Raw genomic sequence first — 20,771 nt, 5'->3', positions numbered from 1 at the left:
TTAAGGGGGCCTGTGCATGAGATGGAGCGAACGGTACGAACAGGATATCGAGCGCATATTTGCCGAGGCTGTCGCGGAGACGGCTTTGTTCCCTGCGCCATTCAAAGAGATCGGTCTTTCGTTGCTTGCCAAAGCTAACCCGGAGGGGAAACGCGAAGGTTCGAATTATATTACTTTTTTGTTGCCCTTCTGGTTGAAGGAACGGATGACGGAGTTCTCGGAAGCCATATGCAGGGATCTTGCGGTCGGCAACATATATGCAATGCTTCATTACTTCTTAATGGACGACGTTATGGACGCTGGGGGCAGGCTGGATAAGGAAGAGATTCGTAACGCTCTCGTGCTCGGACAGCTCTATCAGGGTTTGTTCCAGCAACGCTACGGACAGCATTTCCCGGCGGAGTCCCCATTATGGCAGGATTATCGAGGTTATGTTGAAACTTGGGGAGCAGCCGTATCGCTAGAAGGCAAGCTGCCGGCGGATCCGCATGATCCCGGACGGCTTGCGGCGAAGTCTGCGCCGGTTAAGCTGTGCGCCGCGGGTATGCTTCGATTGACCGGAGGAAGAGAAAGCTTGTCCGAGCTGGAGAGGGCCATTGATCTCGTGTTAGCGACCTTGCAGTTAGCCGACGATTGGAAGGATTGGCGGGAGGATCTGGCGGAAGAGGAGGAGGGCTGCAATGCGTTCCTTACGCTTGCGCGGGAACGAATCTCCTTGCCGCCGGATCACCCTCTCGATGAGCGGAAAGTGAAACAAGCGATCTATCGCGCCAATGTTCTAGATCGACTAGCGGACATTGCGGAGGATTATGGAAAACGCATAGAGAGCATTCCGAACGTTCCCGCGAGTTTAGCTTCATTCCAACGATCCCTAACCGGAGAAATCCGAAAAGATGCCCTCTTAGCGGAGGAGACGACCGCGAGATTGGCATCGGGAGGAGCTTTGTCCTATTTTTTGTCGAATATCGCAAGGAAATAAGAGATTTTGTCGCGACCGCATGATATGATAGGGGTGAAATTCAACCACATATTGGAAAGGTCGTGTCCGCATGTCATTGGAATCTTTGAAAGTACAGATTATTAAGAAAGCTTGGGAAGATCCGGCATTCAAGCAAAGTCTACTGAGCGAGCCGAAGAAAGCTATCCAAGAAGCGTTCGGCGTAGAAATTCCCGCGGAGATTGAACTGAAAGTGGTTGAAGAAAGCTCGACTCGGTATTACCTAGCTCTTCCTCCAAGTCCGGAGGACGTTGCGGACGGGGACTCAAACGTCAGATTCCCCTGGTAATCGTTTTTCCTTCACGATCAAGGGGAACCGAATGATGAATTCGGTTCCTTTGCCTTTCGTGCTCTTAATCGAAATCGTCCCTTTCATGACCTCGATGATTCGGAAGGTGACCATTAAACCAAGGCCGGTTCCTTTGGTTTTGGTGGAGAAGAAAGGCTCCCCGAGCTTGGCGACTTCCTCCTCGCTCATGCCATCGCCGTTGTCCGCTATCCGGATCTGTACTTTCCCCGTCGTCGCCGTCGCCTCTATTTGAATAATCCCATCGTTTCCGATAGCCTCGATCCCGTTCTTGATGATGTTAATTAACGCTTGTTTAAGCTTCGACGAATTCCCGTGGATATAAAGCTCGTCTTGTATATTGCATACGAGGACACCCCCATGCATGGCAGCCAGAGGCAGCATCATGGCTTCGATTTTTTTGATTTCCTGCGATAGGTCCAGAAGAGTTATCCTCTCGATCTCCGGCTTGGCGAAGGTTAAGAAGTCGGTAATAATATCGGATGCTCTATCAAGCTCGTTAACGGCCAATTCGAAGTAAGCTTGGCTCTTCTCGTCCGTTCTTGCGGCAAGCAGCTGCAGGAATCCCCTAGTGACTTGCAACGGATTGCGGACTTCGTGGGCGACGGAGGCGGCGAGATCGCTTATGATCTTCATTTTCTCGGTACGCTGCATGCTGTGGTTATAGAGCTCCAACTCCTTGGAGTAGGTAACGAGCTTGGCGTAATCGGAAGATATACGTCTAGCGAGGATAATGATCAGGGAGATCATCAAGATGATGACGCCGAATTTCCACAGGTACAGAACGTATGTTTTGTTGCTCAGGTAATAGAAAGTCAGATCTATCGTTCCCGATAAGGCGAATAGAATGATGCCGATCGATAGTATCGTCGCATTCTTGTTGCCCCTGATCGCATTCAGGACGGACAGAACGATAATAAGCGGCAGTTGCAAAAGAATGAGAACGCTGTTGACGACATTGAGGATCAGATAATAAATCTCGTAATTCTGTTGCCCCGATGCGGTATAAACGAAAAGCGCGATTAAGCAGAATGCGGAGTAGCCGGCTTGAATATATCGAAAGATCGTAAAGAACCGGTAATGGCCTTCGAAGATTTGATCGATATAATAATTCAATGCCGGAATTAATATGAACAACGAAACATCGAATAGGATCATCAGGATGCTTCCGTAATCTTTCAGGAAGAGATACGGCAACGGGGAATAGACGATGATCAACGTTCCCGTCGTAAGGGCGATTAGGCATAGAGATATCCATGAACTTCGTTGCTTTTGGCGCAAATAACCGGAGCTTATTAACATAATCAGCGACAGGAAAGCAATCGAAGTTCCAAGCAAAATATCGGGCAAGTCCTTAAGGACGTACCGGTCGGATAGATGCTCGAAATTATCGACGCGAATGCCGCTTATCATTCCGGCCCGGTCGTTCGTCGTAAGAATGCGGATATAATATTCCTCGGATTCAGCGGATTGTTTAATGGGAACAAGCAGCTTATTCAGGTCGAAGCTGACATCGCGGGAAGACTCGAATATCATTTTGTCTTCTTGGTAGACGGAAAGATCAAGTCCGTATAGCCGATCGACGAGTAGCCCCGGACGCTCCCAATCGGAGGTAGGGGGCACCGTGAAACGAATCCACATCCCTTGCGTATTCTTGGGGACGATCGTTAGCGGATTGTTGACTCTGACATTTTCCCAAAGCCCTCCGTCGGTTGGGGCCTCTTCGCCTGAGGTGCCTGCCGGGATCCACTTGACTTGCCATTCCTGGATCACGATCGGATGACTATCGGCATGGGCAGGTTGGGGCAGGAACGCGAACAGCGACAGTAGGAGGATAATGATTCGCGGTGCTATTTGCCAATGTGCCGGCTTCATCTCATACCTCGCAATTACTCTATATTCTGGGTCGGGAGAGGCATTTATTGAATAGTAACAATGGATTTCGACAATATCTTACATAATCCTCTATTTTCTTGAGAATTATTAGAAAATCAGGTACTTTCGACCCCCTCCCCTCTTCCCCCGCTGTTCTACACCCGGTTTATCTCCATCCATTTCACGCTCCAGTCGATTAGAGGTCGTTGCCTTAGCAATCTGACTTCCGCGTTTCCGATCCGATGAGGAAGAATGGAATGGATCTGTTCGTATTCTGCTCCTAGTCGGATGAAATCCGAGTCGTCTACGGCTTGGGTGGAGTAAGTCACCCATTCTCGTTTGCCGTCGCGCCATATCGCGCTGCTTTCCTCCGCGAAGCTTTTGGAAGCGAAGTTTGCTCTGGTTTCGGCCAGATGCAACGATGTGTTCTTGTCATGTCCGACGCCAATCAACAATACGTATCCGTCTAGCTCGTAGAGCTTATCCACGGGGGAGCCTACGCCGAAAATATGGCTTAAATCATGGTCTCGGGTGATATAATCGGCGTTCTTGCCAACTGCGGCAACCGACCGGGCAGGGTGATCCGAGCGATGAGACCCCGGCCACTTTCTGAACATCTCGGCGACGACTCCCATTCCGATCGCAGGCGTGACGTGCTTGTCGTATGCAGGCCAGTTTTCGCGGATGATTGGCCACCACTCCACCGGTTGTTCCCAATGGACTCCCGTTGCGGGGTCGAGATTTTTCCAAGTTTGCGAGGGCATCATGATCGTGCCTTCTTCTCCCACGATTTCAAGAAGCGCGCGGATTAACGTCTCTGCCCCTCCTACGATGAAGCCTAGACTTTTCAGCGAGGTATGGACGATAAGGGTTTGCCCGGCGCTCACCCCGCAATCGCTGAATTGCCGAATGAGATTTTCCTTCGTTAGAATGACTCTTGTTTCGTTCGCGTTCTTCATGATCTTCTCCTCCGATTTTGTATACCGGCGCAACAAAAAGACAACCTCGCTACGAGTAGCGGGGTTGTCTCTGACTTGGCCAGAAATTCATTGCCCTTGAATTGATGGATGACGATACATCCAATAATATACCATAGCCGGGCGTCGATGAAGTCGCAAAAATATGATTTTCTATCCTTCGGTCAAAGAACACTGACACAGAGTTATCAGTGTTCTTTGCTTATGATGGACTCAGAAATCACTGGGATATCTTCCTCCATCTCGGATACGTTCGTGTGGGGCCTTATCCCCGCGGTTCTTGCCATAGTCGCCGCTTGCCTGATGAGTAATGAGAAGCATGACTCGAAGGCGGAGATGGAAGCTTACGCGGCAGCGCATTAAAAAATTGCATACCCAAGGTAACCCTCGAATGGTATACTGAGGTTAACTCATATCCGCCGGACGTGAAGCACACGCCGCTCGTACTCCTAATAAGGAGCTAACGGGCGGCGTTTTGTTTTGTGGCGCGGTGGAGGAGAGGGGAGGCGAGCTATGGACATCGATCATGATCGGCTGTATAAGGTGCTGCTGCAAACTTTTTTTCAAGAATTCGTAGAGCTGTTCTTTCCGGAAGCTGCAGTGGCGATCGACTTTACCCATGTCAAATTTTTATCGGAGGAGATCTTCACGGATTTAACGGGCGGCCAAAGAGGGCGAGTCGATCTGCTCGTAGAAACTAAGCTTAAGGGGGAGGATGCGTTAATCCTGATCCACTTTGAGCCGCAATCATACTATGAGCGGGAATTTGCCGAACGAATGTTTATTTATGCCAGTCGATTGTATGAGAAGTACCGTAGGAGAATCGTGCCGATCGCCATCTTCAGCCACGAACGTAAGAAGCGGGAACCGGATACGTTCTCTTGGGAGTTTTCGTTTCTCGATGTATTGAAGTTTCGATATTTTTCATTGCAGTTGAAACATCAGGATTGGCGAAAATACGTACAAACGAACAATCCTGTTGCCGCTGCATTGTTAAGCAGTATGGGATACGATAAAAGAGATCGGACCGAGCTTTACGGCAGTTTTTTACGGATTATGCTTGATTTGAAATTTGACCCTGCTAGAATGAGATTATTGACGGTGTTTTTCGAATCTTACATGCAATTAAGCGCATCCGAGGAGAACTTGGCGTATTCCGAGTTTATTAAACAGTATCCGCAGGAGGAGGGAACTCTTATGGAATGGCTAACTTCGCACGAGAAGAAAGGCTTTCAGAAGGGTCTGATCGAAGGCAAGATCGAAGGCAAGATTCAAGGCGAGATCGAGGGGAAGAAGAAGCAACTCGAGAATGTCGTATTCAGAATGCTGCAAGAAGGCTTGCCCCTCGAGCTGATCACCAAAGTGACCGGGTTGCCCGAGCCGGAGATCGAGAAGCTGCAAAGCTCTCACTAATGCCCTGATCCAAGGGGGTTGACGGCAAGCCAAAGCGATGATATTTTCGGATTATGAATAATATAAAGGCAATGTAACCTTAGGGTTCAACCTCGCAGAGACGCGTGGTGGAACCCTTTTTTGCATTCCCGGAACAAGAGGAGGATTTATATGGACCCGAGAGCTCATCTGCTCCAACGGCTCGACGAAATTGGTAAGTCTCTGGAAACGAAAGACGGAGCGCTCTTATTGTTAGGATTAGGTTCGGTTGGAGTCGAGACGGAGCGGTTGGACGAGTATTCCGATTTGGATTTCTACGTTATCGTAGGCAAGGGGTTCAAGAGTAGATTCATCGAACGGCTCGATTGGCTAGAGGAGGTTTACCCGCTGGCTTATCAATTCAGAAACGCGGACGTCGGGCACAAAATATTATTCGAAGACGCCGTTTACGGCGAATTTGCCGTATTCGAGGAGGATGAAATGGCGAACATTGCCTACGCTGGGGGAAGAGTCGTCTGGAGCAATTCCTCGTATCGGAGTATGGAACGCGTGAATCCGGACGGGCAAACGCCTGTTTTGAGAAAAGCGGCATTAGACCATCCCCTGAATGAAGCGCTAACCAACCTATACGTAGGGCTTGGCCGTTATCTTCGCGGGGAGAAGTTGTCCGCGGTGCGCTTTGTACAAGGTTATGCAGTGGACAGCATACTGTCCGTATTACATCTTCTGGAGTCGGAGGTGGATTATTTCCCCGATCCGTTCGGCAACGAGCGACGGATGGAGATTAGATTTCCACGCTTTGCGCAAATCATCGGAAGCATGATCCAAGGCTACGACCGCGTTCCGGAATCGGCCATCTGTCTTCTGAACTACTTGGAAGAAGTGTATCCGGTCAATTCTAGGTTATGCGGCGAAATTCGCCGGTTGGCCGCCCGATGCGGGTAGTTGAACCGGGCGACATCGGCTCGGGTCGAGTCAGCTGTTTTTCAAAATTTTATCCGCAAGCGTCGGCCACCATCGTTGGATGAGGAGGAGCAGCTTAACTTTGCCGATGGGAACGACCAATCGATTGCGTCGATAATGAGCGAGGAACTGAACGACTAACTGATCGGGTGAAATCTTGTTCTGACCTCTGCCTCTCGTCATATCCGTATCGACGATTGGAGGGATGATCTCGAACACCTTGATGTTCGTATTTTCCAACTGATACCGCAGCGCTTTCGTGAAAATATGCAGACCGGCTTTCGTCGCGCAATAGACGGGAGCCGATTTTTTCGGTACGAGACCCAAGCCGGAAGATACGTTTACGATAGCGGCTTCTTTATGGGACATGAGCAGAGGGATCAATCGCGAGAGGAGCTCGATCGGCGAAGTTAAATTCACGGTAATTTCCTCCGCTATGCGATTGGAAGAACTAGGAGGATCGATAAAGGAGTAGTTGTGCTGAATCCCCGCGTTGTTAATGATGACGTTAAGATCGGGGTGTTCGTCGCATATCCTTTGAATCAGATCTTCGAATTGATCTCTTACCGCCAGATCGCAACGATAGACCGTAAGGCTGGGATATTCGATCTTCAACCGTTCCAATTTATCTGCATTTCTACCGATGACAATGACCCGATTGCCGTTCTGAACGAATCGTTCCGTTAAAGCTAATCCAATTCCCGAAGCTCCGCCCGTGATGAGTACGGTTTGACCTGAAAGTTTCATCTGAACATCCCCTTCCTAAAGTTCAATATAGATCAGGTAGGGGGAGCCGATCATTAACCTAGGTTAATTTTCCGCGGATTCGGCTTAAAGCGACAGGCGTAATTCCCAGGTAGGAGGCAATATGATATTGAGGAATATTTTTCGCGTGATGCCCGTACTTCTCGATAAACAACAGGTATCTTTTTTCAGCGGACAGCATGAGCAGCTCGCGTTCCCGAGTCTCCTTCTTCACGAATAAGCGTTCGATCAGAATTCGCCCCAATCGCTCCCAGCATACGTTCCGCGCGTACAAAGCTTGGAAGTCCGCGAACCGGATGACGACAAGCTCGCTATCCATTAAAGCTTGGACGGAGAAGAAGGAAGGGGTATTCAATAGCAAGGCGCTATAGGATGCGAGAAAATCGCTCCCGGCGCAGAAGCTTTTGTTATACTCGCTCCCATCGGGGGTCGTATAGTACAAGCGAAACAATCCGCTGACGCAGACCGCGATGGAGTCCGTTGGCTCCCCTTCCCTGACGAAGTGGGCATGCTTCGCAATGGATCTATAGGCGGCTGAAGCTTTGAACGCGTTCCATTCTTCGAGCGGGATGGGTGAAAGCTGCCGCAGAGCAGCGTAGACGGATGCCCAGGCCTGTTCCATTTGGAGTTCCTCCTTAAAGGCCGAGTAACGTAAAATGCAGAGGGTGGAGATTGCCTAACTTCTTATGTGCCAGAGCTCGATTGGGTGGTAGATAGGCGGAAAATCTGTCTAAGTGCATGCACCGGAAGCCTCAATTCCTTAAATAGGGAGCGATGCTACTCTACGACGCGCCGAGGAATGGATCATATAATATCCGATGGCGGATACGGCGCTGAATAACAGATTGAGTCCGATAAGCCATTGGTAACTGTTCGTCAGGTCGAAGAAAAACCCGCCGGACAAGGATCCGAGCACGGCACCCGCTTGGTGGAATATGAGCAATGTTCCGACTTGCAGGCCTATGGAACGCTCCCCGAGTTTCTCTCCCGCGACGAGCATGCCTCCGGGAACGGCTCCCAAATAACTGGCTCCGAAGATGACGGAGAATAAAATCGGAGACAAGTCGAAATGGAGGAACAAGGCAGTAAACGCGATAACTCGGAACAAGTAGAGGAAGGACAAGGCCAACGTTCTCGATATGCGATCCAGCATGAACGCGAACAGCAATCCCCCGGTTAGTTCCAATAAGCCAAGTAAGCTTAGGGAGGAAGCGAACATGACAGGTTCGACGTGAGCATGCTGATGAATAGCCATGAGATGCATCTCTACGGTGCCCATGCTAAAGCCGCAAGTAAACAAGGCGAAAATAACGAATAAAACCGTTCGATTTCCGATCATTTCTTTATAAATAGATAGGTTCCATTTCGAGGAGGGACGCTCGGTTACCGTTGCGATTTCCGCCCTATCCGTGCTTTCCGAGCTGTTAGTGCTGTCCATCCTATCCGAGTCGTCCGCCCAATCCGCGCCCTCCGAGTTCCTCGAGTTCCCAGTACTCCCCACACTATCCGCATTCGTCTCCTCATGCCGATCTTTAATGATGAGAATCGTAAGCGGAATCGACACGATTCCGATCCAGAAGGTGACCGTGAACGCGGTCATCCAATCGAGCCAATCTCGGTTGCTAACGAAGACCGGCGTCAAGATGGCTAGCCCGAGGGAACTTGCGCTTGTGAGGATCATGAGCGCTTTCGCGCGATGGCGGGAAAACCAGCGGGTTACGAGGACGTATCCCGTCGTTGCGCCGATACCGGATAACCCGGACAACAAGCCGAGGCCGATGAAGAACCCGAACGCATTATCGACCGTAATGACCGTAAGCATGGACAACACGCCGAAGACGGCATTCATGACCATTACTTTCTTAGGCCCGTACTTGTCCGTCAACCAACCGCCTATCGGAGAACAAATCGCCGCTATGGCAATATTGAAAGACCAAGTCATGCTAATGAACGTGCGATTGACCGTTAACGCTTCCGTTATTTCTTGCTGGTAGAACGATATGACGAAACGGCCGATGGCCGCGACGAATCCCAAAATCCACAAGTAGCCGAGTATTCTCCATGCATAACCTTTATCTTTAAGAATGCTAGCCGCTCCCTTCGAGTGCCTTTACAATCGAAATCGTATGGAATAAGCTAAATTCTAACCTTAAGGGATTGGTTAATAAAGAAGAAAATCCCACTTGACCAATGGCAGGTGCCCATACCTATGCTTGAGTTCTACTTGTTTCCGATTTCTTATGCCTTCTATACGTTTCCGATTACCGCAGCGCTATTCACGCTGCCGTTCTTAATCGTGCAATACCGCCGTTACGGGTACGTGAACAAAATTCGCGGGTTGTTCCTCTATCTGTTTCTTCTGTATTTAATGAATGCCTTGTTTTTGATCATTCTGCCTTTGCCCGATACGATTCACAACGCGCCTCCCGCGACGGGAGTCTACACGCAGTGGATTCCGTTCCATTTCGTGCTGGACATCGCCAAGGAGTCGGGGGTCAGCTTAGAGCACCCTTCCACCTACTCCCGCCTGTTAAGCGAGCAAGCATTTCTTCAAGTCGTCTTTAACGTAATCCTCATGGTTCCGTTCGGCATGTTCTTGCGCTATTACTTCCGTGCCCGCTGGTTCAAATGCTTGATCTACTCCCTCGGGCTTTCGCTGTTCTTCGAGATCACCCAAGTCACCGCGATCTATGGCATTTTCGATTATCCGTACAGGCTCTTCGACGTAGACGACTTGATGACGAACACGGCGGGAGGGATGCTTGGCTATATCTTGGCGGAGTGGCTTTCTTCCTTGCTGCCTAGAATCGACAACCTGGACGAGAGCGTGGATCTATCGAAGAAACGCGTCTCTTATACCCGAAGGGCGCTAGCTTTCTTATTCGATTGGGTGATTTTATTGCCTGTTATCGTCGTGCTGTCCATCCTGCGTTGTCCGTATCCATATCTCTGGAGTATTGCGGTGTACTTCATACTGATTCCTTATCTGACGAACGGTTTTACCTTCGGAAAATGGCTGGTGCGGATTCGTCTTAAGGGGACGGGGGAGCGAATCCGTCTAAGCGAGCTCGTGATTCGTTACGGGCTTCTCTATCTTGTAGCCGGAGGAGTCCATGTCGCTTACGTGCTGGCCGGCACGAATTCTTATCCCGGGCTTTTCATGATGCTGTTTACATTGATTTTGTTCGTGTTGGACCTTGCGGTGGCCATCCACGTATTTCGTTGCTTGTTCAACCGGAACCGCAAGCTGATTTACGAGGCAAAGAGCGGTACCGAGCATCGGATTACGCTAAAATAAATCGGACGGCTCAAACGTAAAGCGACTTCATGGCATCGATCTTGCGCTTAGTATACTCGATAGCCTCCGTCGGCTCGGTAATTCGGGCATCGGCTCCTAATCCCCATGCGAGATCCGCGTAGAAGGCGAGATTCTCGGCCGCAATGCGAATCGTGGCCGTCCCGCTACCGTCTTCGCGCCGATTAATCGACTTTCCGAACCATTGATCGGATCGAAGCGATCGTACGCCGTTCGGCGTTAATTCGATCGTGAAGGAGAGGGTCTCGGCCCCGGTGTTGTCCGGCGGGTTCCGCAACGTTCTCCGGTCGACTTCGTCCCGGAAAGGAATGGACGGGTTCAAGCCGGCGGAGCGGATTCGATCCGCGCGGAAGAGGCGGTATTCCTCCCGTTGCAAACAATAAGCGGGGCAATACCAATACCCGTTGCTGGAATAGAGGCCGACCGGCTGGATGTCCCTCGGTTCCGTTCCGCGGCGGGAATCGTATTCGATCGTAACCGCGCTGCGAGTCATAACGGCTTGCATCAGCACTTTAAGACAATCCGGCGACATCTTCCGGTGCGGGCTCCAGACGGCTACTCTGTCTTTTAACCGATCGATCTGCTTCTTCGTATCGGCCGGCAAATAATGATAGAACTTATGAAGCGCGGAGACGGTACCTTCTTCGAAGGGGACCGATCCTAGGTACTGTAGCGACTGGCCGGCGATGAACAAGGCGACGGCTTCGCTTTCCGTAAACGCGATCGGAGGGAGCAATCGTTCCTGAAGCAGACGATAGCCGCCTCCCCTGCCCTGAACGGAATAGACGGGCACGCCGAGCTCGCTTAGCTCCTGCAAGTCGCGGGTCACCGTGCGGGTCGACAAACCGAATTCATCCGCGAGCTCTTGAACGGTGAATGCCTTCTTGGCGTTAATAAGCATCATCATCTGAATGAGCCTTTGGGACTTCTGCATTCGTTGCGCGCTCCTTTGGCTTTTTTTCTAGTGTATCACGATAATAAGACAAAATTTGTCCTATTTGAATGTTACTCTTATTTTGCAGGAGAAACGCAAAATCGGAGGCTGATGATCATGACAATAATGAAGCGGGCATCGAAAGAAATCGGATTTTTATTTATATACGGAGCGGGATTAGAGCGCCAAGTGTGGGAGAGGACGGCGAAGGAGCTCGAATGTCCCTATTTGCTGGCGGATTTTCCGATGAGGTCGGAGCCGTACGAAACAAGGCGGGAGTTAACGCTGGAGGATTATTCCACGCACGTGAGAAAGCAGGTAAACGAGTGGGAGGTCGAGAGATTCGTTATCGTGGCCCACTCGTTAGGAGGCGTTGTCGCTATGCAAGCGGCTTCCGAATTCTCCGATCGATTGGCGGGGTTCATCGCCGTCGGGGCGGCCATTCCTAAGGCAGGGGGATCTTTTCTCTCGACGTTGCCGCTCCCCAAGAGGTGGATGATGTCCCTAATTCTGAAGAAAATGGGCACGAAGCCGCCGGAGAAGTCGATCCGCGCGGGATTGTGCAACGATCTTACGGAGGAAGATTCCGCGCGGATCGTGCGGCGATTCGTACCGGAATCGGTTCGCGTATACACGGATCCGGTAGAGTCTTCTTTGCCGAACGTACCGAAGCTGTACGTGAAGCTGGACAAGGACAAAGCGTTCAGTCCGGCGCTTCAGGATAAGATGATCCTTCGCTTGGCCCCGAATCGAGTCGCGAACTTGAACGCCGGACATCTGCCGATGCTCGGCGACCCGGTTGGATTGCGTCGGATGCTGCTCGAGTTTCTCTCGGAATTGAAATAGATGCCGCGGGGCTTCCGAACCGGCTATTTTCTCAGTAGCAAATACGCGAAATACGGAACCCCGATTAACGAAACCATAATTCCGGCGGGAATGCCGGTGGGATCCGCGACGTTGCGACCGATCGTATCCGCGACCAGCAATAACCATCCTCCCAGTAACACGGCGACCGGAATGAATAGCTGATTACGCGGTCCTACCAACGCTTTCGCGATATGCGGAGCCATCAGTCCGATGAATGCGATTCCTCCCGTTACGGAAACCGCGGAAGCAGCCGCCGCGACAGCCGCCAGAAGCAGGATGGCGCGTTCACGTTCCACTTTCACGCCGACTCCGACGGCGGAGGCTTCGCCTAGAGCGAGCAGGTTCAGGCTTCTCGACTTATATAACGCAAAAGGAATCAGAAGAATGAGCCAAGGCAGAAGAGCCCACACGAACGGCCAATCGGTGCCCCAGATATTACCGGCGATCCACTTGGCGATGAAATCGACCTTTTCCCGCTCCGCGGACGAGATAACCACGATCATAATGCCGGACAGCGCCATCGAGAAGCCGACTCCGGTCAACACGAGCCGAATCGGATTCAAACCGTTGATTCGATTATATGAGAATAAGTAGATCAAGAATGCCGTAGCTAGAGCCCCTACGAAAGCAACTAACGGAATCATGTAAGCGAACGAACCCGCATCGATCGGGAAGTACAGGAAGAAGACGGCGATAGCGACGCCCGCGCCCGAGTTGATGCCGATAATCCCCGGATCCGCAAGATCGTTGCGCGTGATGCTTTGCAGGATCGAGCCGGATAAGGCAAGAGCCATGCCGGACAACACCGTGATCAGGATCCGTGGAAGACGGACGGAAAACAAAACGAAGTCTTCTTTAAACGTCCCGTGTCCGAATAGGACGGGGATCAGCCTGTCGTAGGAGAGGGAGGAATAGCCAAGACCCATTCCGATGACGGCCGTCGCTACGATAAGTCCTAGGCAGGCGAGGACGATTGCTCTTTGTTTACGGACGATGTTGGACAAGATCATGAGAGAGCTTTGCCTCCTCTATGGATGACGAATAAGAAGAAGGGCAAGCCGATAATCGCGACGATCGCCGCGACGGGCGTCTCGTACGGCGAATTAATGGTGCGCCCTAACGTATCTGCCAGCAGCATGAACGTTCCCCCCGTAATAGCGGAGAATGGGATAACGTAGCGATAATCGGTCCCTACGATCGATCTGACGATATGCGGAATCATGAGTCCGACAAAAGCCATATTGCCGACCAGCGCAACCGATGCGCCCGTTAGGAGAATGACTAAGACGAACATGATGCTTTTGACCAGTACGAGCCGCTGTCCCAATCCCGCCGCGACTTCGTCGCTTAGGCTTAGAATCGTAACCTGGTTCGCCAGGAAGACGGCGATCAGCACTCCGATGACGATCACCGGACCGATCGCTTGAAGGTGGCCCCAAGTCGTACCGATGAGTCCTCCGGCCGTCCACATGGAGACGTCCTTCGAGATCTTGAAGACAATGCTGACGCCTTCGGATATCGCGTACAAGAATGCGGATACGGCAGCTCCGGCCAGAACGATTCGAATCGGGGAAAGGCTCCCTTTGCGCACGGCGCCTAGCACGAGAACAAGGGCAGCGCCCAATGCGGCTCCGAAGAAGCAAGCGATCATAATGCCGAAGTAATCGAGCCCGGGCATAAGCACCAACGCGAGCGCGAGCGCCATATTGGCGCCGGAAGTCAGTCCTAACAGGCCGGGATCGGCCAACGGGTTGCGGGTTACGCCTTGCATAATCGCCCCGGACACGGCAAAAGCCGCTCCGACCAACATTCCGGCGATCTCTCGAGGCAGCCGAAGCTCCCGGAGAATCAATACTTTCTCGCCGTTGTCGTTAGTGGTCAGCGCAAGCCAAAAGTCTTTGAACGTCGTATCCGCCGCGCCGAATATCATGGAAACGATAAACATGCCAATAAACGCAACGACGGCGCCGATGAGTTTATATGTAAAAGGGATGGATCTTCTATTCGTCATTGTTCTCTCATCTCTTCTTCATAAGAATAAGGGAGGAATTCTTTAATCAAGAACTCCTCCTTCGGAACCGCTTAGCCAAGCAAATTCTGGATAAAGAACTCTAACTGGTAGTCTAGCGTCAACGGATCGTTAAAGTAAAATTCCTTCGCGTTAACCTCGTACACATGGTTTGCTTTAACCGCGGGAATGTTTTTGTACGTTTCCGTATTTTGGAACGTGTTGTCCGCATCCGGGTTTTTGCTGAAGATGACGTAGTCGCCGGAAAATTCGGGAAGAACTTCGGCCGACAAGGCGTAGTAGCCGTCTTTCAGCGCCATCTCTTTGACCTTCTCGGGCATGGCGAGCTTCATTTCCTGGTAGAGGATTTCCGTACCGCGGCCCCAATTGTCGCCGAAGACGTAAAGCTGTTTGTCAAAGCTCTCGATGACGGAGATCGTTTTATCCGGGCCAATCTTCGCTTTAATGTCTTCGCCTGCCTTCTGAGCCCGAGCTTTGAAGTCGTCGACCCATGCTTGGGCTTCTTGTTCCTTGTTCAACAGTTTGCCGATTTCCAAGTGTTGAGTCAGGTAGTCGACCTTACCGTAAGTGAAGGTGACCGTCGGCGCGATTTGCTTTAATTTATCGACGTTCTTAATCGTGGATAGACCGATGATCAGATCAGGCTCCAACTCGATGACTTTCTCCAAGTTTTCGTCCGTCACGGCTTGAACGTCTTTCAGCTTTTCTTCGAATTTAGGATTCATCTTGGACCAATCGTCTACGCCAACCAACGGTACGTTAAGCGCCATAACGTTCCCGGCGTAAGAGGAAAGCACGATTACTCGTTGAGGATTGGCGGGGACTTCTACTGGGCCGCTCTCGGATTCGTAGACGATCGTTCCCGTTGCCGTATGAGCGGGCGGGGAGGCGGATTCGCTTGGTGCCGGGGAGGAGGCGCTTGCGCTTGGTTGCTCAGATGGGGCTGGGCTGCTTTCGTTATTGGCTTTGTTACTGCCGCAGGCGCTCAAAATAAGTACGAAGATCAGAACGAACGGGATGACGATTTTTTTCATAGAATGGTCTGCTCCTTTTGCATCTAAGTGCTCTTCTATTTGATTATGTAGCTAAGTAGCTTAAAACCTTCACTCGGTATTATCTTTATTGAGAATGATTATCATGATCACTACATTGCACATTTTAAGGCCGTTGCGACTGGCTGTCAATGGTAATTGTTGAACGAAACAGCGAAAATCGAACTCTTCGGATTGCGAGCGCCGATCCCGCCTTGTTAATCCAAGTCGTTTCTGGGAAAATAGGAACAAGAATGCAAGCTCCGGCTATTTATCGAAATGAGGGTTACGAATGAATGCTGAATCGATATACGGATTGACGTTCGACCAGTTGGTGGGCTGGCTGGCGGAGAGAGGACATAAGAAATCCCGGGCTTCTCAAGTGTGGGACTGGTTATATAGGAAGCGGGTCAAAGAATTCTCCGCGATGGTAGACGTGAACAAGGATTGCGTGCAACTGCTTGCGGATCATTACGTCATTCACACGTTAAGCGAACACTTGAAGCAGGAATCGGTGGACGGAACGATCAAGTTTCTGTTCAGGTTGAAGGACGGAAATTTGATCGAAACGGTGCTTATGCGGCACAAGTTCGGCCTATCCGTCTGCGTCACGACGCAAGTGGGTTGCAATATCGGTTGCAGCTTCTGCGCGAGCGGGTTGATTAAGAAGAGCCGCGACTTATCCAGCGGAGAGATCGTGGAGCAATTGATGCAGGTTCAACATCATCTGGATGCCGCGGATAAGGGCGAGTTGGTCAGCCACATCGTCGTCATGGGAATCGGCGAACCGTTCGATAATTTCGTGAATCTGGTGAATTTCATCTTGACCGTCAAAGACCAGAAGGGGCTGGCGCTTGCCGCTAGACATATCACCGTATCGACGAGCGGGTTGGCCGACAAAATATACGATTTTACGGATGCGGATTTGAGGGTCAACTTGGCCGTTTCCTTGCATGCGCCGAACGATGAGCTTCGGACGCGGATTATGAAGATCAATAAGGCGATCCCGATCGAGAAGCTTCTGAAGGCGATAGACTACTATTTAGACAAAACAAATCGGAGAATCACGTTCGAATATATCATGTTGAAGGATGTCAACGATCAGCGGGAGCATGCGTTGGAGCTTGCCGAATTGATCGGAGACAGACGGCCGCTCGTGAACGTTAACTTGATTCCGTACAATCCGGTAGACGAACATAGTCAATATCAAAGACCCGATCGGGCAACGGTCAGCGCATTCTACGATACGCTTAAGAAGCAATCGGTTAGCTGCAGCGTTCGCTTGGAGCATGGGGCGGATATCGACGCCGCTTGCGGACAATTGCGCAGCAAACAAATCAAGGCGGAAGCGGCGCTCTGACGAATAATTCGATTGGATTGGAAGGAGGGATGGACGTGAAATATCGTCGTCTTGGAAATAGCGGGTTGGAAGTATCCCTATTAGGTCTAGGCACGAACGCTTTCGGGAAGCGGGCAGATCAAGAGGCGTCCATTCGGATCGTTCATCACGCGATGGACAACGGGATTAACTTCATCGATACAGCGAACATTTATGCGGGAACCGAATCGGAGAGGATCATCGGGGTAGCATTAGCCGGTAGGCGCCACCAAGCGGTATTGGCTACGAAAGCCGGATTGGCAAGCGGGCCGGGGCCGAACGAGCGAGGTTCATCGCGCTCGCATCTTCAGCGGGAGCTGGAGGGAAGTCTGAAGCGACTGAACACGGAATACGTGGACTTGTACCAGATTCATGCGTTCGATCCGAATACGCCGCTGGATGAGACTTTGCGCGCGTTGGATGATTTCGTGAGCTCGGGAAAAGTACGTTACATCGGAGCTTCCAACTATGCGGCATGGGAAATGATGAAGGCTCTGGGGATTAGTGAGCTTAGGGGATTCAGTCGATACGTCGCCATGCAAACGAGCTACTCGCTAGCCGACCGTACGCCCGAGAATGAGATGATTCCGTTATGCTTGGACCAAGGAGTCGGCATCATTCCTTATTTTCCGCTCGCGGGCGGGATCTTAAGCGGCAAATATACCGCGACGAGCAAGGAACCGATCGGATCTAGAGCGAACACGGATCCTAACTTCGGGAAGTACCTGGAGGACGGAAATCTTGCGCTCGCGGAGCAAGTGAGCCAGATTGCGGCACAACAAGGCGTCTCTGCTAGCGCCCTCTCGATCGCGTGGCTCATGGATCGGCCTGCGGTGTCGACCGTTATCGTCGGCGCGACGAGGACGGAACAATTGGATGATAACTTGCGGAGCGTAGATCTTAAACTAGACTCCGAAGTTACGTTTGCGTTGAACGCAATAAGCGACCCGTTCCGAAACGGGAAGCCGTTCGCGGTTTTTCGGTTACCTTAAGGAAACGGAAGATGACGGAGCGATCTCCGCAGGCTTACTTCCCAAGCTTCGAGCCATTAGGAATTGGGCGGCGTAGTAAGTCGTCATAATCCAGATTCCCGAGTGGCTTACATCGAATACGAACATGTTCCAAGATAAGACGGAGTCGGAGATTACGAACAATAGACTTCCCGCGATCGCGAGCTTGTTGCCGGACATGATCGCGGACCAAGCCATCAAGGAAATGACCGCGACATATAGGATGACGGGTACGATGAGCGCTTGTTCGTCGTCGCGAATTAACGCTTGGATAAGCTCGTTACCCATGAACGAAGCGTATGCGGCAATCGGAACGATCGTTGCGAAGCGAAGCCTCGAGAACGACCATTTTCCGAAAAACGCGGTCATATAGAACAGGTGTCCGACGAGGAACGCGGACAGGCCTACGATAAACCATACGAGCAAGCCGTCCCCCATCATGCAGAACGCCAATCCGGCTAGCATCGTCCAGTGATAACGCTTGCCGGAGACGGGAGGCTGAAGATAGGCATAGAGAATGATCAATGCCATGGGGATGAGCTTGAACAACATCTTAACCCCTTCGGGATCGCTCGGAATGACGAAGATATAGAGCGCGGACATAAGAAGAATGAGTACCGGTAATCCGATTTTTTTCAAGAGAGATCTCTCCATTCTTCATTGAACGATCAGACGGCGAAGTCGATTCGGCTTGAAGTCCGTTAATAGGCTTTACTACATTATACATGCGAACGGATCGATTTCTACGAATTTCGAGATTCGCGATAGGAGACATCAAGGATATGGCAACGATCGAAGATTTCCACGCGCTGGATATCCGTATCGGGACGGTCGTCAAGGCGGAACCGTTCCCGGAAGCAAGGAAACCGGCGATTAAGCTCGAGATCGATTTCGGCCCTTTGGGCATTCTTGCTTCTTCGGCGCAGATTACGAGAAGATACTCGCCCGAAGAATTGATCGGCAAGCAGGTAACGGCGGTCGTGAATTTCCCTCCGCGGCGGATCGCGGGCTTTAAATCGGAAGCGCTCGTCTTAGGCGCAGTGCCTGAGGAAGGGGACGTTGTGCTTCTTCGGCCGGATGAGCCGGTAGAGAACGGTACGCCCATCGCATAATCACGATGAAGAGGAGTTCCAAATCGATGCCGAACATTCAGGTAGGGACTTTCGTTCTCAATATCGAGTTGCTGATTTATATCGTAGCGGGCATGGTCGGCGTGCTTGCGGTACATTACCGGCAACGACGGCATCCGGATAGGGAACGAATCGTATCCGATGCTTGGAATGCCGTCTTCCTATGGATTCTCGTCTGGAAGGGGAGCCTGTTCCTCTTCGATCCGGCAAGCGTGATCGCCCAACCTCTTTCCTTGGCGTTCTTCAGCGGAGGAGCGAAAGGGATGTGGCTGGCATCGCTAATCGTCGCCGCATTTCTGGGATTCCGCCACTTCCGACGACTGGGAGCAAGGCAGACGGCAGCTGTTATCGCCGTTATGGGTGCAGGTTGGGCGATGTCCGTTACGCTAGCCCAGATCGTGTTTAGCGATTCGGCCGGGAATGCCGTTTACTTGATATTCGTGCTATCCGGAGCGGCAATGGTTCTACTGCTTAGCCCTTCTCCGCGATATGCGGCGCAGGCATTCGTAATCCTGCTCGTAGGCACGGCGATTCTGTATACGCTGCTGGATTCGACGGAGCGCGCGGCCAATTCGCCGGAAGAACGGGCGGCAAGCGGAGCTGAAGTCGGCGCACGCAAGGCTCAACTCGCTCCGGAATTCGAACTGACGGATCTTGAAGGCAATTCGGTCAAGCTGTCCGACTACCGCGGCAAGACGGTGCTGCTGAATTTCTGGGCGACCTGGTGCCGGGTGTGCCAAGCGGAGATGCCGCATGTAGAGAAACTATATCGGCAATACAAAGATCAAGACGTCATCATTCTATCCGTTAACGCGACCAGCCAGGAGAGGGACGTGCAGCGCGTCGCTCAATACGCGAATAAGGAGCTTCTAAGCTTTCCGATCGTGTTGGACGAAGAGGGCGACGTGCTGAAGCGATACAAAGTGACCGCCTATCCGACGACCTACATTATTGATCCTTCGGGCGTGATACAAGATCGTTATCTCGGCGCGATCAGTTACGAAAGCATGAAGAAGGCGGTAAGGAAAGCCTGAATAGGGAGACGAAAAGCTGGCACTCGTTCAGGAAGCGATTAGCGCCTCAAGCTGCACGGGGAATAACGAATAAAGAAGAGCTCGGCCCCTGAGCGGAAGTTCAGGACTAGGCCGGGCTTTTTCTCTGCCTAAGTGACAAAAACGTCACTCAACTTCATGTTACTTCAATGGTTGGATGCGGGAATTCCGGCTGTTGTTAGTAACAAGTAAAAAAGCAGTCGCTTAGGCAATTTCGTCAAGAGCTAGCAACTGGGGTTGAACGAGCTGTTCCGGACGACGATCTTGATGGTGACTCACGACATCTATGCGGCAAGCTACTGCAAACGGGTCATTTTCCTCCGCGACGGAGGCATCGTGAACGAACTTTATGCCGGGGAGCAGAGCCAGAAGGCGTTCTATGATCGCATTCTGGATACCCAGAGCATCTTGGGGGGACAAGCGAGATGAGTCTGCTCGATCTCACGGTCAGAAATGTCCGGCGCAACTTCCGGCTCTATACGATCTATCTGTTCTCCATGATGAGGCTGAGATTTCTCGAATTCGGCGAGTACTTGATCGAACGCCGTTACTTCGGTTACTTTAAACTGCCATTTGCGAAGCGTGTCCGCTACGATCGAGCGTATTTTTTCGTCGTCTTCTACGATCATGATCTGGAACAAGGAGAAGCCTCCATTCGTTTAGAGGGGGACCTGCGCATATGATGTAATTATAACATGGAGAGCGGACGGGATATTCCATTAATAACCAAGCGCGGAAATGCGAAGGG

The 20,771-nt window shown here is 51.4% G+C and carries 23 protein-coding genes; 13 read left to right on the top strand and 10 right to left on the bottom strand.

Annotated features, from left to right (window positions below; translation table 11 throughout):
• Window positions 1-16: 16 nt before the first annotated feature.
• Together HH215_RS21710 and HH215_RS21705 are read left to right on the top strand one after the other, a co-directional pair.
• On the top strand, window positions 17-979 hold the full coding sequence (locus HH215_RS21710) for a hypothetical protein (RefSeq protein WP_169281801.1): 963 nt from the start codon (window positions 17-19) through the stop codon (window positions 977-979).
• 70 nt (window positions 980-1,049) lie between these two features.
• Window positions 1,050-1,286: an NHLP leader peptide family RiPP precursor gene (locus HH215_RS21705; protein WP_169281800.1), complete on the top strand. Its 237-nt coding sequence runs from the start codon at window positions 1,050-1,052 to the stop codon at window positions 1,284-1,286.
• On the opposite strand, the gene HH215_RS21700 is transcribed toward HH215_RS21705, so the two are convergent.
• Together HH215_RS21700 and HH215_RS21695 are read right to left on the bottom strand one after the other, a co-directional pair.
• Entirely contained in the window at window positions 1,263-3,179 is a 1,917-nt protein-coding gene (locus HH215_RS21700) for an ATP-binding protein (RefSeq protein ID WP_169281799.1), read from the bottom strand. The two genes, HH215_RS21705 and HH215_RS21700, sit on opposite strands and share 24 nt — an antisense overlap.
• Before the next feature lie 155 nt (window positions 3,180-3,334).
• Complete coding sequence (locus tag HH215_RS21695) at window positions 3,335-4,138, bottom strand: AAC(3) family N-acetyltransferase (RefSeq protein WP_169281798.1); 804 nt, start codon at window positions 4,136-4,138, stop codon at window positions 3,335-3,337.
• Window positions 4,139-4,360: 222 nt separating this feature from the next.
• Here HH215_RS21695 and HH215_RS21690 point away from each other — a divergent pair, with 222 nt between their 5' ends.
• The 3 genes from HH215_RS21690 (at window position 4,361) to HH215_RS21680 (ending at window position 6,493) form a co-directional block, all read left to right on the top strand.
• Window positions 4,361-4,519, top strand: coding sequence for a hypothetical protein (locus HH215_RS21690; protein WP_169281797.1), 159 nt, complete (start codon window positions 4,361-4,363; stop codon window positions 4,517-4,519).
• Between the two features lie 150 nt (window positions 4,520-4,669).
• A complete protein-coding gene (locus HH215_RS21685) occupies window positions 4,670-5,569 on the top strand; it encodes an RpnC/YadD family protein (RefSeq protein WP_169281796.1) in 900 nt (299 codons plus the stop codon).
• A gap of 150 nt (window positions 5,570-5,719) precedes the next feature.
• A complete protein-coding gene (locus HH215_RS21680) occupies window positions 5,720-6,493 on the top strand; it encodes a hypothetical protein (protein WP_169281795.1) in 774 nt (257 codons plus the stop codon).
• Window positions 6,494-6,523: 30 nt separating this feature from the next.
• Here HH215_RS21680 and HH215_RS21675 read toward each other — a convergent pair whose 3' ends face one another.
• From HH215_RS21675 to HH215_RS21665, 3 genes are all read right to left on the bottom strand, one after another.
• The gene (locus tag HH215_RS21675; RefSeq protein ID WP_169281794.1) at window positions 6,524-7,258 is read right to left on the bottom strand and encodes an SDR family oxidoreductase; all 735 of its coding nucleotides are present in this window, start codon (window positions 7,256-7,258) and stop codon (window positions 6,524-6,526) included.
• 58 nt (window positions 7,259-7,316) lie between these two features.
• Window positions 7,317-7,898 carry a Crp/Fnr family transcriptional regulator gene (locus HH215_RS21670; protein ID WP_169281793.1) on the bottom strand — a complete coding sequence of 194 codons (582 nt, stop codon included), beginning with the start codon at window positions 7,896-7,898 and terminating at the stop codon, window positions 7,317-7,319.
• A 138-nt stretch (window positions 7,899-8,036) separates the two neighbouring features.
• On the bottom strand, window positions 8,037-9,320 hold the full coding sequence (locus HH215_RS21665; RefSeq protein WP_254450177.1) for an MFS transporter: 1,284 nt from the start codon (window positions 9,318-9,320) through the stop codon (window positions 8,037-8,039).
• A 165-nt stretch (window positions 9,321-9,485) separates the two neighbouring features.
• Here HH215_RS21665 and HH215_RS21660 point away from each other — a divergent pair, with 165 nt between their 5' ends.
• Window positions 9,486-10,574, top strand: coding sequence for a VanZ family protein (locus HH215_RS21660; RefSeq protein WP_169281792.1), 1,089 nt, complete (start codon window positions 9,486-9,488; stop codon window positions 10,572-10,574).
• Window positions 10,575-10,584: 10 nt separating this feature from the next.
• Here HH215_RS21660 and HH215_RS21655 read toward each other — a convergent pair whose 3' ends face one another.
• Window positions 10,585-11,526 carry a helix-turn-helix transcriptional regulator gene (locus tag HH215_RS21655; protein WP_169281791.1) on the bottom strand — a complete coding sequence of 314 codons (942 nt, stop codon included), beginning with the start codon at window positions 11,524-11,526 and terminating at the stop codon, window positions 10,585-10,587.
• Between the two features lie 117 nt (window positions 11,527-11,643).
• Between HH215_RS21655 and HH215_RS21650 the strand changes: the two genes are divergently transcribed.
• Window positions 11,644-12,372 (top strand): alpha/beta fold hydrolase, encoded by a 729-nt coding sequence (locus HH215_RS21650; protein WP_254450176.1) that lies wholly within the window; start codon window positions 11,644-11,646, stop codon window positions 12,370-12,372.
• 23 nt (window positions 12,373-12,395) lie between these two features.
• Here HH215_RS21650 and HH215_RS21645 read toward each other — a convergent pair whose 3' ends face one another.
• The 3 genes from HH215_RS21645 to HH215_RS21635 all read right to left on the bottom strand — a co-directional run bounded on the left by HH215_RS21645 (window position 12,396) and on the right by HH215_RS21635 (window position 15,456).
• Window positions 12,396-13,403 (bottom strand): FecCD family ABC transporter permease, encoded by a 1,008-nt coding sequence (locus HH215_RS21645; protein WP_169281790.1) that lies wholly within the window; start codon window positions 13,401-13,403, stop codon window positions 12,396-12,398.
• Complete coding sequence (locus tag HH215_RS21640; RefSeq protein WP_169281789.1) at window positions 13,400-14,404, bottom strand: FecCD family ABC transporter permease; 1,005 nt, start codon at window positions 14,402-14,404, stop codon at window positions 13,400-13,402. The genes HH215_RS21645 and HH215_RS21640 overlap by 4 nt, the downstream gene beginning before the upstream one ends.
• A gap of 71 nt (window positions 14,405-14,475) precedes the next feature.
• Entirely contained in the window at window positions 14,476-15,456 is a 981-nt protein-coding gene (locus tag HH215_RS21635; protein ID WP_169281788.1) for an iron-hydroxamate ABC transporter substrate-binding protein, read from the bottom strand.
• A gap of 289 nt (window positions 15,457-15,745) precedes the next feature.
• Between HH215_RS21635 and rlmN the strand changes: the two genes are divergently transcribed.
• Both rlmN and HH215_RS21625 read left to right on the top strand, forming a co-directional pair.
• Complete coding sequence (gene rlmN / locus HH215_RS21630) at window positions 15,746-16,813, top strand: dual-specificity RNA methyltransferase RlmN (protein ID WP_169281787.1); 1,068 nt, start codon at window positions 15,746-15,748, stop codon at window positions 16,811-16,813.
• Window positions 16,814-16,848: 35 nt separating this feature from the next.
• A complete protein-coding gene (locus tag HH215_RS21625) occupies window positions 16,849-17,823 on the top strand; it encodes an aldo/keto reductase (protein WP_169281786.1) in 975 nt (324 codons plus the stop codon).
• On the opposite strand, the gene HH215_RS21620 is transcribed toward HH215_RS21625, so the two are convergent.
• Window positions 17,815-18,480, bottom strand: a complete 666-nt coding sequence (locus HH215_RS21620) for a lysoplasmalogenase (RefSeq protein ID WP_254450175.1) — start codon at window positions 18,478-18,480, stop codon at window positions 17,815-17,817. The two genes, HH215_RS21625 and HH215_RS21620, sit on opposite strands and share 9 nt — an antisense overlap.
• Window positions 18,481-18,623: 143 nt before the next feature.
• Between HH215_RS21620 and csaA the strand changes: the two genes are divergently transcribed.
• The 4 genes from csaA to HH215_RS21600 all read left to right on the top strand — a co-directional run bounded on the left by csaA (window position 18,624) and on the right by HH215_RS21600 (window position 20,706).
• A complete protein-coding gene (csaA, locus tag HH215_RS21615) occupies window positions 18,624-18,953 on the top strand; it encodes a chaperone CsaA (RefSeq protein WP_169281784.1) in 330 nt (109 codons plus the stop codon).
• A gap of 26 nt (window positions 18,954-18,979) precedes the next feature.
• The gene (locus tag HH215_RS21610; protein WP_169281783.1) at window positions 18,980-20,005 is read left to right on the top strand and encodes a TlpA family protein disulfide reductase; all 1,026 of its coding nucleotides are present in this window, start codon (window positions 18,980-18,982) and stop codon (window positions 20,003-20,005) included.
• 255 nt (window positions 20,006-20,260) lie between these two features.
• Window positions 20,261-20,452 (top strand): hypothetical protein, encoded by a 192-nt coding sequence (locus tag HH215_RS21605; protein WP_254450174.1) that lies wholly within the window; start codon window positions 20,261-20,263, stop codon window positions 20,450-20,452.
• Window positions 20,449-20,706: a hypothetical protein gene (locus tag HH215_RS21600; RefSeq protein WP_169281782.1), complete on the top strand. Its 258-nt coding sequence runs from the start codon at window positions 20,449-20,451 to the stop codon at window positions 20,704-20,706. The genes HH215_RS21605 and HH215_RS21600 overlap by 4 nt, the downstream gene beginning before the upstream one ends.
• Window positions 20,707-20,771 lie beyond the last annotated feature (65 nt).

It is taken from the genome of Cohnella herbarum (genome assembly GCF_012849095.1).
GTDB lineage: Bacteria > Bacillota > Bacilli > Paenibacillales > Paenibacillaceae > Cohnella > Cohnella herbarum.
This window is presented reverse-complemented; position numbering and strand designations above follow the sequence as displayed.